The sequence below is a fragment of the Nocardioides sp. genome (assembly GCF_030655615.1).
GTDB lineage: Bacteria > Actinomycetota > Actinomycetes > Propionibacteriales > Nocardioidaceae > Nocardioides.
This window is the reverse complement of the sequence record NZ_JAURVJ010000216.1, coordinates 1-11,293: the sequence shown is the minus strand read 5'-3', so window position 1 is coordinate 11,293 and position 11,293 is coordinate 1. Positions and strand designations below refer to the sequence as shown.

Sequence of the window (11,293 nt, the reverse complement as noted above, 5' to 3'; positions counted from 1 at the left end):
GCACCGGAGCCGTCCTCCAGAAGGGCTCCGCCCTCGCCGGCACCGCGTGGCTGGCCGTTGCCGACGCCGACCGCCGCCCCGGCCAGCGCGACGCCACGATCCGGGCCGCGTCGCCGATCGACGAGGCCACCGCGCTGGAGGCGGCGGCCGCGCTGTGGCACGAGGCGGACGTGGTGACCTGGGGCAACGGCCGCATCACGGCCCGCCGGGTCACCCGGCTCGGCGCCATCGAGCTCGCGTCGACACCGGTCGGCCGGCCCGACCCCACCGCCGTGGCCGCTGCCGTCGCCGAGGGGCTCCGCCGCGACGGCCTCGGCGTGCTGCGCTGGACCGAGGGTGCCACCGCCCTGCGCCGACGCCTCGACTTCCTCCACCGCACCCTCGGCGCCCCCTGGCCCGACGTCGCCGACGACGCCCTGCTGGACCGGGCCGCCGAATGGCTCGACGGGACGGACCCGCGCCGCCTCGACGTCACCCAGGCCCTGCGCCGGCTGCTGCCCTGGCCCGAGGCCGCACGGCTCGACGAGCTGGCCCCCGAGCGCATCACCGTCCCCAGCGGCTCGTCGGTGCGCGTCGACTACGAGCCGGAGCAGCCCGTGCTCGCCGTACGCCTCCAGGAGGTCTTCGGGTGGCCGGCCACGCCCCGCCTCGCCGACGGGCGTGTCCCGGTGCTGCTCCACCTGCTCTCCCCGGCCCGCCGGCCGGCCGCGGTCACCGCCGACCTGACGTCGTTCTGGGCCACCGGCTACGCCGCCGTGCGTGCCGACCTGCGCGGCCGATACCCCAAGCACGCCTGGCCCGACGACCCGCTGTCCACCCCGCCGTCCAGGGGCCCCGCGCGCCGCCCGCGCTGATAAGGTCGGCCCTGCTCGACATCCTTTAACGATCCGTCCCGTGAGGCGGAGAAGGAGAAACAGCGTGCCTCTGCATGCCCCCGCGATCCTGGTCCTCGAGGACGGTCGCACCTTCCGTGGCGACAGCTACGGCGCCGAGGGTGAGACCTTCGGCGAAGCCGTCTTCAACACCGGCATGACCGGCTACCAGGAGACGCTGACCGACCCGTCCTACCACCGTCAGGTGGTGGTGATGACCTCTCCCCACGTCGGCAACACCGGCGTCAACGACGACGACCCCGAGTCGTCGCGCATCTGGGTGGCCGGCTACGTCGTCCGCGACCCCGCGCGCGTCCCGTCGAGCTGGCGGTCGGTCCGCACGCTCGACGACGACCTGCGCAGCCAGGGGGTCGTCGGCATCTCCGGCATCGACACCCGCGCGCTCACCCGCCACCTGCGCGAGCGCGGCGCGATGCGCGTCGGCATCTCCTCGACCGAGGCCGACCCGGCTGCGCTCCTCGAACGGGTGCAGGCCTCCGGCGAGATGGCCGGCGCCGAGCTCGCCAGCGAGGTCTCGACGCCGTCGACCTACGTCGTCCCGGCGATCGGGGAGAAGAGGTTCACCGTGGTGGCCCTCGACCTCGGCATCAAGACGATGACGCCGCACCGGATGGCCGAGCGCGGCATCGAGGTCCACGTCGTCCCCGCCACCGCGACGCTCGACGAGATCACCGCGATCCGACCCGACGGCCTCTTCTACTCCAACGGCCCTGGTGACCCGGCCGCGACGACCCACCAGGTCGAGGTCCTGCAGGGCGCGCTCGCCGAGGGGCTGCCCTACTTCGGCATCTGCTTCGGCAACCAGCTCTTCGGCCGGGCCCTCGGGTTCGGCACCTACAAGCTGAAGTACGGCCACCGCGGCATCAACCAGCCGGTCATGGACCGGACGACGGGCAAGGTCGAGGTGACCGCCCACAACCACGGGTTCGCCGTCGACGCCCCCCTCGAGGGGACCACGACCACGCCCTACGGCCAGGCCACGGTCAGCCACGTCTGCCTCAACGACGACGTCGTCGAGGGTCTCGAGCTGCACAACGAGAGCGGTGCTCTCACCGGCTTCTCGGTGCAGTACCACCCCGAAGCCGCTGCCGGTCCGCACGACGCGGCCTACCTCTTCGACCGGTTCGTCACCCTGATGGACGAGGTCGAACCGAGGAGGTTGAGGAGCGACGGCTCGGACCGCGAGCCTGCGAGCGAGCCGACCGATGCGTCTCGAGAGCAAGGAGCCCTCTGATGCCGAAGCGCACCGACCTCAAGTCCGTGCTGGTGATCGGGTCCGGCCCGATCGTCATCGGCCAGGCCTGCGAGTTCGACTACTCCGGCACCCAGGCCTGCCGCGTCCTCAAGGAGGAGGGGATCCGGGTCATCCTGGTCAACTCCAACCCGGCCACGATCATGACCGACCCGGAGTTCGCCGACGCCACCTACGTCGAACCGATCACGCCCGAATACGTCGAGATGGTCATCGCCAAGGAGCGCCCCGACGCCCTGCTGCCGACCCTGGGCGGCCAGACGGCGCTCAACGCGGCGATCGCGCTCCACGAGAACGGCGTCCTCGAGAAGTACGACGTCGAGATGATCGGCGCCAGCTTCGACGCGATCCACCGCGGCGAGAACCGCGAGCTCTTCAACGCCATCGTCGCCAAGGTCGGCGGCGAGAGCGCGCGGAGCCGCGTCTGCCACACCCTCGCCGACTGCGAGGCCGCCGTGGCCGAGCTCGGCTACCCCGCCGTCGTACGCCCCTCGTTCACCATGGGCGGCACCGGCTCCGGCATCGCCTACAGCAAGGGCGACCTGGCGCGCATCGCCGGCGCCGGCCTGGCCGCGAGCCCCACCACCGAGGTGCTGATCGAGGAGTCGATCATCGGGTGGAAGGAGTACGAGCTCGAGGTGATGCGCGACAAGGCCGACAACGTCGTCATCGTCTGCTCGATCGAGAACGTCGACCCGATGGGCGTCCACACCGGCGACTCCATCACCGTCGCGCCGGCCATGACGCTGACCGACCGGGAGTACCAGCACCTGCGCGACCTGGCCATCGGCATCATCCGTGAGGTCGGCGTCGACACCGGCGGCTGCAACATCCAGTACGCCGTCAACCCGGCCGACGGCCGGGTCATCGTCATCGAGATGAACCCGCGGGTCTCGCGGTCCTCGGCCCTGGCGAGCAAGGCCACGGGCTTCCCGATCGCCAAGATCGCCGCCAAGGTCGCGATCGGCTACACGCTCGACGAGATCACCAACGACATCACCAAGGAGACCCCGGCGAGCTTCGAGCCCACGCTCGACTACGTCGTGGTCAAGGTCCCGCGGTTCGCGTTCGAGAAGTTCCCCGGCGCCGACCCGGTCCTCACCACCCACATGAAGTCGGTCGGCGAGGCCATGGCCATCGGCCGCAACTTCACCGAGGCGCTGCAGAAGGCCTTGCGCAGCCTCGAGTCCGCCGACGCGCCGTTCGACTGGACCCAGGAGTGGGTCGACCTCGACAAGGACGCCCTCCTGGCCGAGATCGCCGTGCCCCACGACGGCCGGCTCAAGAAGGTCATGGACACGCTGCGTGCCGGGGCCACGCCGCAGGAGGTCTTCGACGCCACCAAGATCGACCCCTGGTTCGTCGACCAGCTGCTGCTCATCAACGAGGTCGCGGTCGAGATGACCGCCGCCCCCGAGCTCACGCCCCAGATCCTGCGCACCGCCAAGCGGCACGGCTTCTCCGACGCCCAGATCGGCAAGATCCGCGGGATGACGCCCGACGTCGTGCGCGGCGTCCGCCACGCCCTCGGCATCCGGCCGGTCTACAAGACCGTCGACACCTGCGCGGCCGAGTTCGCCGCCCAGACGCCCTACCACTACTCGTCCTACGACGAGGAGACCGAGGTCGCGCCTCGTGAGCGGGCAGCGGTGATCATCCTGGGCTCGGGGCCCAACCGGATCGGGCAGGGCATCGAGTTCGACTACTCCTGCGTCCACGCCTCGATGGCGCTGTCCGAGGCCGGCTACGAGACCGTGATGGTCAACTGCAACCCCGAGACCGTGTCGACCGACTACGACACCTCCGACCGGCTCTACTTCGAGCCGCTCACCCTCGAGGACGTCCTCGAGATCGTCCACGCCGAGAGCCAGGCCGGCCCGATCGCGGGCGTCATCTGCCAGCTCGGCGGCCAGACCCCGCTCGGGCTCGCGCAGGGCCTCGCCGCCAACGGCGTCACGATCGTCGGCACCTCGCCCGACGCCATCGACCTGGCCGAGGACCGCGGCTCGTTCGGCCGGGTCCTGGCCGAGGCCGGGCTCGTCGCCCCCCAGCACGGCACCGCGACGTCCTTCGTCGAGGCGCAGAAGATCGCGGCCGAGATCGGCTACCCGGTGCTGGTGCGGCCGTCCTACGTCCTGGGCGGGCGGGGCATGGTCATCGTCTACGGCGACGACACGCTGCGCACCTACCTCGACAAGTACGTCGCCGCCGGCCTCATCAGCCGCGACGCGCCCGTGCTCGTCGACCGCTTCGTCGACGATGCCGTCGAGGTCGACGTCGACGCCATCTTCGACGGCGAGGACCTCTTCCTCGGCGGCGTGATGGAGCACATCGAGGAGGCCGGCATCCACTCCGGCGACTCCTCCTGCGCGCTGCCGCCGATCACGCTCGGCGCCCGCGAGGTCGACCGCATCCGCGAGGCGACCGAGGCGATCGCCCGTGGCGTCGGCGTACGCGGCCTGCTCAACATCCAGTTCGCGCTGGGCTCCGACATCCTCTACGTCCTCGAGGCCAACCCGCGGGCCTCGCGCACGGTGCCGTTCGTCTCCAAGGCGACCGCGACGCCGCTGGCCAAGGCGGCCGCCCGGGTGATGCTCGGCGAGTCGATCGCCGACCTGCGCGCGGCCGGTCTGCTGCCCGCGACCGGCGACGGGGGAGCGCTGCCGCCCGACCAGCCGATCGCGGTCAAGGAGGCCGTGATGCCGTTCAACCGGTTCCGGACCCCCGACGGCCAGCAGGTCGACACGGTGCTCGGTCCCGAGATGAAGTCGACCGGCGAGGTCATGGGCCTCGACCGCGACTTCGGCACCGCGTTCAGCAAGTCGCAGGCGGCCGCGTTCGGCCCGCTGCCCACCACCGGCTCGGTCTTCGTCTCGATGGCCAACCGCGACAAGCGCTCGATGATCTTCCCGGTCAAGGTGCTCGCGGACATGGGCTTCGAGATCCTCGCCACCCAGGGCACGGCCGAGGTGCTGCGCCGCAACGGCGTGCCCTGCTCGGTCGTGCGCAAGCAGCACGAGGGACCCGGACCCAAGGGCGAGAAGACGACCGTCCAGCTCATCCACGACGGCGAGATCGACCTCATCGTCAACACGCCCTACGGCGCCGGCACCGGCGGCAACGTGCGCCTCGACGGCTACGAGATCCGCACCGCCGCCGTCATGGCCAACGTCCCCTGCATCACCACCGTGCAGGGACTGGGTGCGGCCGTGCAGGGGATCGAGGCCATGCGTCGCGGCGACATCGGCGTCCGCTCGCTCCAGGACTGGGCGAGACTGAGGTCGAGCCAGGCGTGACCCTCTACGACCGGGTCTTCGAGCACGGGTTCCGGCGCGTCGACGCCGAGCGGGCCCACCACCTTGGCTTCGCCGCGATCCGCACGGTCGCGCCGCGGCTCGGGCGCTTCCGCCCCCAGGGCGACCCGGTCGTGGCGATGGGCCTGACCTTCCCGCACGCGCTCGGCCTGGCCGCGGGCTTCGACAAGAACGCCGTCGGCATCGACGCGCTGGGGGCGCTGGGCTTCGGGCACGTCGAGGTCGGCACCGTCACCGGACAGGCCCAGCCCGGCAACCCCCAGCCCCGGCTGTTCCGGCTCGTCGCCGACCGGGCCGTCGTCAACCGGATGGGCTTCAACAACGACGGCGCCCAGGCCGTGGCCGATCGGCTGGCCGCCCGCGGACGGCGTCCCGACGGCCCGGTCCTCGGCATCAACATCGGCAAGACCAAGGTCGTGCCCGAGGACGACGACGCCGCGGTCCTGGCCGACTACGGCCTCAGCACCCGGCTGCTCGCGCCCCACGCCGACTACCTCGTCGTCAACGTCAGCTCGCCCAACACGCCCGGGCTGCGCACCCTGCAGGCCGTGGAGCGGCTCGGCCCCCTGCTGAGCCACGTGCGCCGAGTCGCCGACGGCGGGTCGGTCACCCGGGTCCCGCTGCTGGTCAAGATCGCCCCCGACCTCACCGACGACGACGTCCTAGCCGTCGCCGACCTCGCGGTCGAGATCGGGCTCGACGGCATCGTCGCCACCAACACCACGATCAGCCGCGACGGCCTGCGAAGCAGCCCCGACGAGGTCACCGGCGCCGGCGCCGGAGGGCTGTCGGGCGCACCCCTCGCCGCCCGCTCGACCGAGGTGCTGCGCCTGCTGCGTGGCCGGGTCGGACCCGACCTCACGCTCGTCGGGGTGGGGGGCATCTCGACCGCCGCCGACGCCCGGGAGAGGCTGGGGGCGGGCGCCGACCTGCTGCAGGCCTACACGGCGTTCGTCTACGGCGGGCCGACCTGGCCGCGCCGCATCGTGAAAGGACTGGACTGATGGGTTTCGACAAGCCGGTCGCGAGCTCCTCCGTCGCTCGCGCGGCTGCTCAACCTCCCCGCCGGACCCACTCCCTCGCAGGCTCGGAGGTGGCGCGGTGACGTTCGGCGACTACCAGATCGACCTCTACCTCGGCGCGCTCGGCGGCAACCTGCCGGCGCACCCCTTCACCTACGGCGAGCTCGAGGCCAACGCCCTCGCGGCGCTGCCGCCCGAGCTGCGCACCTACGTCGCCGGGGGCAGCGGCACCGAGTCGACGCAGCGGGCCAACGCCGAGGCGTTCGAGCACTGGGCGCTGGTGCCCCGGATGCTCAACGCCCACGCCGAGCGCGACCTGTCGGTCGAGCTGTTCGGCAAGACCCTGGCCAGCCCGTTGCTCATGGCGCCGGTCGGCGTCGTCGGGCTGTGCACCCCCGACCAGCACGGCGACGTCCACGCGGCGGAGGTGTCGGCCGCGACCGGCGTACCGCTGATCGGGTCGACGCTGATGAGCGACCCGCTCGAGGACGTCGCCGCCGCCACCGGTGACACCCCGAAGTGGTTCCAGCTCTACACGCCCAAGAACCGTGAGCTCGCCGCGAGCCTCGTCGCGCGCGCCGAGGCCGCCGGCTACGACGCCATCGTCATCACCCTCGACACGTGGGTGCCCGGCTGGCGTCCGCGCGACCTGGCCAGCGGCAACTTCCCGCAGCTGCGGGGCAAGGCGCTGGCCAACTACACCTCCGACCCGGTGTTCCAGGAGATGACCGGGCCCGACCCCGACCTCGGCACCCTCGTCTTCACCTGGGTCGGCACCTTCGGCAACCCGCTCACGTGGGACGACCTGCCGTGGCTGCGGTCGCTCACGACGCTGCCGATCGTGCTCAAGGGCATCTGCCACCCCGACGACGCCCGCCGCGCGATCGACGAGGGCGTCGACGGCATCTACTGCTCCAACCACGGCGGCCGCCAGGCCGACGGCGGGGGAGCAGCGCTCGACTGGCTGCCCGACGTCGTCGACGCAGTCGAGACGACCGGCACCGGTGCCCCGGTGGTCTTCGACTCCGGCGTCCGCACCGGCGCCGACGTCGTCAAGGCGATCGCGCTCGGCGCCAGCGCCGTCGCCGTCGGCCGGCCCTACGTCTACGGCCTGGCCCTGGGCGGCGTGCCCGGTGCGGTCCACGTCCTCAAGTCGCTGCTGGCCGAGGCCGACCTGATCATGGGCGTCGACGGCTACCCCACCCTCGCCGACCTGACGCGAGACGCGCTGGTCGACCAGCGCCCGAGGTCCTGATGCCAAGTTTCGGTACCCGTCTGGTCGGCGCCCTCGCCGAGCGCGGACCGTTCTGCGTCGGCATCGACCCGCACGCCGCGCTCCTGCAGGAGTGGGGGCTCGACGACGACGTGGCCGGCCTCGAGACGTTCGCGATGTCGGTCGTCGAGGCCGTCGCGCCGCTGTGCTCGGTGGTCAAGCCGCAGTCGGCGTTCTACGAGCGGTTCGGTTCCCGCGGGGTCGCGGTGCTCGAGCGGGTCGTCGCCGCGTCGCGGGCCGCCGGCGCGCTGGTCCTGATGGACGTCAAGCGCGGCGACATCGGCTCCACCTCGCAGGCCTACGCCGACGCCTACCTCGACCCCACGAGCTCGCTGGCCTCGGACGCCGTCACCGTCAGCCCGTTCCTCGGCTTCGGCTCGCTCGACCCGTTCGTCGACACCGCGCGCCGGCACGACGCCGGCGTCTTCGTGCTGGCCCTGACCTCCAACAAGGAGGGCCCCGAGGTGCAGCACGCCCGCACCGACACCGGCGAGACGGTCGCCGACCGCGTCCTCGACCACCTGCGCGCCCTCAACGCGGGCGCCGAGCCGCTCGGCTCCTTCGGGGCCGTCGTCGGGGCGACGATCGGGGAGACCGAGTCCGACCTCTCCTTCAACGGACCGATCCTCGCGCCCGGCTTCGGCGCCCAGGGCGGCACCACCGCCGACATCCGCCGCATCTTCGGCACCGCAGCCGGCCAGGTCGTGGCGAGCTCGTCGCGCGAGGTGCTGCGCGCCGGACCCGACCACGACGCGATGCGTGACGCCGTACGACGGGCCAACGACGACCTGCGCGGCCTGCGGTGACCTCGTCGACGGTCGCCCGCCGGCTCCGTGGCGCGCTGGTGCTGCCGGTGCTCCTGGCCCCCCTGGTCCTGGCCGGCTGCGGGGAGGACGCTGACCCCTTCGACTCCTACTGCGCGGTGGTCGAGGAGGAGAAGCCCGGGCTGTCGCAGGTCCTCGACGACGACGGCGGGTCGTCCGGACTGCTGCCGGCGCTGCCGACGTTCGAGCGGCTCGAGGAGGCGGCCCCCGACGACATCGCCGACGACTGGTCCGTCATCGTCCAGCGGCTCGGCAGCCTCGCCGACGCGCTCGAGGCCGCCGGGGCCGACCCGGCGACGTACGACCCCGTGGACCCGCCCGACGGGGTCACGCCCGACGAGCAGGAGGCGATCGCGCTCGCCGCCGGGAGCGTGGCCACCGAGGCCGTCCGCGAGGCGCTGGAGAACGTCCAGCAGCAGTCCCGCGACGTCTGCAAGACCGAGCTCAGTCTCTGAAAACGCCAATCGGCGCGGGTTTCGCCGCCGCATTGCCGCACGCGGAGTGACCTCGCTACTGTGACCCGCTAGCGGACTCCCTCCCCGCCGCACGACCGGACCACAAAGGACGCATCGCACGTGGCATTGCCCCCGTTGACTCCCGAACAGCGCCAGGCCGCGCTCGACAAGGCCGCCGCCTCACGACGCGAGCGGGCCGAGGTCAAGAACCGGCTCAAGAACTCGGGGGCGTCCATCATCGACGTCGTCAACGAGGGCCAGTCCAACGAGGTCATCGGCAAGATGCGGGTCGTCGACCTGCTCCAGTCGATGCCCGGTCTCGGCAAGGTGCGGGCCCGCCAGGTCATGGAGCGGCTCGGGATCGCCGAGTCGCGCCGGGTGCGCGGCCTCGGCACCAAGCAGATCGCCGCGATCGAGCGCGAGTTCGCGCCCGACGCCCCGTGACCGCCGCCCCGGCTGGTCCTCCCGCTCCCACGAGGCTCGTCGTCCTCGCCGGCCCGACGGCCGTCGGCAAGGGCACCGTCGCCGCCGCCGTGCGCGAACGCCACCCCGACGTCTGGATCTCGGTGTCGGCCACGACCCGCCGCCCGCGCCCGGGCGAGGTCGACGGCGTCCACTACCACTTCGTCGACGACGCCGCGTTCGACCAGCTCGTCGCCGACGACGCCCTGCTCGAGTGGGCCGTCGTGCACCAGCGAGCCCGCTACGGCACCCCGCGGGCCCCGGTCGAGGCCTCGCTGGCCGCCGGTCGCCCCTCGATGCTCGAGATCGACCTGCAGGGAGCGCGCCAGGTGCGCGAGACGATGCCGGGGGCCGTCTTCGTGTTCCTCAAGCCCCCGTCGTGGGACGAGCTGGTCCGCCGGCTGGTCGGTCGCGGCACCGAGGACGACGAGGAACGGGCCCGACGCCTCGAGACCGCGCGGGCCGAGCTGGCCGCCGAACCCGAGTTCGACGTCACCATCGTCAACCACGAAGTTCATGCTGCAGCCGACGAGTTGGTAGAGTTGATGGTGCTCGGTCCCGAGCGCCACGTGTGACCTCTCCACCAGCACCCCAGGTCGACGTCCAGGCGCCGCTCCATCCGTTCCGAGCACATCCACCACCTTGAGTGAGGCTCACGCGTGTCTGCGCCCAACATCGAAGCCGTCGGCGTCACCAACCCGTCGATTGACGACCTGCTGACCAAGACCGACAGCAAGTACAAGCTGGTGCTCTACAGCGCCAAGCGCGCCCGCCAGATCAACGCCTACTACTCGCAGCTCGGCGAGGGCCTGCTCGAGTACGTCGGCCCCCTCGTGGACACCCACGTCCAGGAGAAGCCCCTCTCGATCGCGCTGCGCGAGATCGGCGAGGACAAGCTGACCTGCACCGACGTCGACCCGGCCGAGCTCGCCGCCGAGGAGGCCGCTGCCCAGGCCGCGGCCGCCGACGCCGGCTACCAGCAGCAGTGACCTGCGAGTGACTCGCTGAGCACCACCGACGCATCCGAGGCCGCGACCCCCACGGGGTCGCGGCCTGGTGCTGTCACCGCCCGACCCCGGGTCGTGCTGGGCGTCGCCGGCGGCATCGCGGCCTACAAGGCCTGCGAGCTGCTGCGCCGCCTGACCGAGTCGGGTCACGACGTGACCGTCGTACCCACCGCCTCCGCACTCGAGTTCGTCGGTGCGCCCACGTGGGCAGCCCTGTCGGGCAAGCCCGTCCACACCGACGTGTGGAGCGACGTCCACCAGGTGCCCCACGTGCGCATCGGCCAGACCGCCGACCTCGTCGTGGTCGCCCCGGCGACCGCCGACCTCCTGGCCAAGGCGGCCCACGGTCTCGCCGACGACCTGCTCACCAACACCCTGCTCACCGCGCGCTGTCCCGTCGTCCTGGCCCCCGCGATGCACACCGAGATGTGGGAGCACGCGGCGACCCGCGCCAACGTCGAGACGCTGCGCTCGCGCGGCGTCCTGGTCATCGAGCCCGCCGAGGGCCGGCTCACCGGCGCCGACACCGGCAAGGGGCGGCTCCCCGAGCCCGCCGAGCTGTTCGAGGTCTGCCTCGACGTGCTGGCCCGCGGCAGCGCGACGCCCGACCTCGTCGGTCGTCACGTCGTCGTCTCCGCCGGCGGCACCCGCGAGCCCCTGGACCCCGTCCGCTACCTCGGCAACCGTTCGTCCGGGCGTCAGGGCGTCGCCCTGGCCGGTGCCGCTGCGGCCCGCGGCGCGCAGGTGACTCTCGTCGCCGCCCACGTCGAGGTCCCGCTGCCGGCCGGTGT

At 72.4% G+C, this 11,293-nt stretch carries 11 protein-coding genes; all 11 read left to right on the top strand.

The genetic code is table 11. The features are described from left to right. Positions 1–854: ATP-dependent helicase C-terminal domain-containing protein (locus Q7T52_RS19035; RefSeq protein WP_304805128.1), on the top strand; the 854-nt coding region annotated here is incomplete at its 5' end. A gap of 64 nt (positions 855–918) precedes the next feature. Next, positions 919–2,127 carry a glutamine-hydrolyzing carbamoyl-phosphate synthase small subunit gene (carA, locus tag Q7T52_RS19030; protein ID WP_304805127.1) on the top strand — a complete coding sequence of 403 codons (1,209 nt, stop codon included), beginning with the start codon at positions 919–921 and terminating at the stop codon, positions 2,125–2,127. After that, positions 2,127–5,441 (top strand): carbamoyl-phosphate synthase large subunit, encoded by a 3,315-nt coding sequence (carB, locus tag Q7T52_RS19025; RefSeq protein WP_304805126.1) that lies wholly within the window; start codon positions 2,127–2,129, stop codon positions 5,439–5,441. The genes carA and carB overlap by 1 nt, the downstream gene beginning before the upstream one ends. Next, positions 5,438–6,463, top strand: a complete 1,026-nt coding sequence (locus Q7T52_RS19020; protein ID WP_304805125.1) for a quinone-dependent dihydroorotate dehydrogenase — start codon at positions 5,438–5,440, stop codon at positions 6,461–6,463. The genes carB and Q7T52_RS19020 overlap by 4 nt, the downstream gene beginning before the upstream one ends. A 97-nt stretch (positions 6,464–6,560) precedes the next feature. Beyond that, on the top strand, positions 6,561–7,736 hold the full coding sequence (locus Q7T52_RS19015) for an alpha-hydroxy-acid oxidizing protein (protein WP_304805124.1): 1,176 nt from the start codon (positions 6,561–6,563) through the stop codon (positions 7,734–7,736). Further along, positions 7,736–8,560 (top strand): orotidine-5'-phosphate decarboxylase, encoded by an 825-nt coding sequence (gene pyrF, locus Q7T52_RS19010; RefSeq protein WP_304805123.1) that lies wholly within the window; start codon positions 7,736–7,738, stop codon positions 8,558–8,560. Before Q7T52_RS19015 ends, pyrF begins: the two co-directional genes overlap by 1 nt. Continuing rightward, positions 8,557–9,033, top strand: coding sequence for a hypothetical protein (locus tag Q7T52_RS19005; protein WP_304805122.1), 477 nt, complete (start codon positions 8,557–8,559; stop codon positions 9,031–9,033). The genes pyrF and Q7T52_RS19005 overlap by 4 nt, the downstream gene beginning before the upstream one ends. Before the next feature lie 120 nt (positions 9,034–9,153). Then, on the top strand, positions 9,154–9,477 hold the full coding sequence (gene mihF, locus Q7T52_RS19000; protein WP_304805121.1) for an integration host factor, actinobacterial type: 324 nt from the start codon (positions 9,154–9,156) through the stop codon (positions 9,475–9,477). Continuing rightward, the gene (gene gmk, locus Q7T52_RS18995; RefSeq protein WP_304805120.1) at positions 9,474–10,070 is read left to right on the top strand and encodes a guanylate kinase; all 597 of its coding nucleotides are present in this window, start codon (positions 9,474–9,476) and stop codon (positions 10,068–10,070) included. Before mihF ends, gmk begins: the two co-directional genes overlap by 4 nt. Positions 10,071–10,154: 84 nt before the next feature. Further along, positions 10,155–10,484 carry a DNA-directed RNA polymerase subunit omega gene (rpoZ, locus tag Q7T52_RS18990; RefSeq protein WP_304805119.1) on the top strand — a complete coding sequence of 110 codons (330 nt, stop codon included), beginning with the start codon at positions 10,155–10,157 and terminating at the stop codon, positions 10,482–10,484. A gap of 93 nt (positions 10,485–10,577) precedes the next feature. Then, positions 10,578–11,293, top strand: a 716-nt coding sequence (coaBC, locus tag Q7T52_RS18985; RefSeq protein ID WP_304805118.1) for a bifunctional phosphopantothenoylcysteine decarboxylase/phosphopantothenate--cysteine ligase CoaBC, incomplete at its 3' end; no start/stop codon positions are given.

Bases quoted from the DNA above. Each gene is read 5' to 3' on its own strand.
- carB (WP_304805126.1), top strand. From the start codon at position 2,127: ATGCCGAAGCGCACCGACCTCAAGTCCGTGCTGGTGATCGGGTCCGGC.
- pyrF (WP_304805123.1), top strand. From the start codon at position 7,736: ATGCCAAGTTTCGGTACCCGTCTGGTCGGCGCCCTCGCCGAGCGCGGA.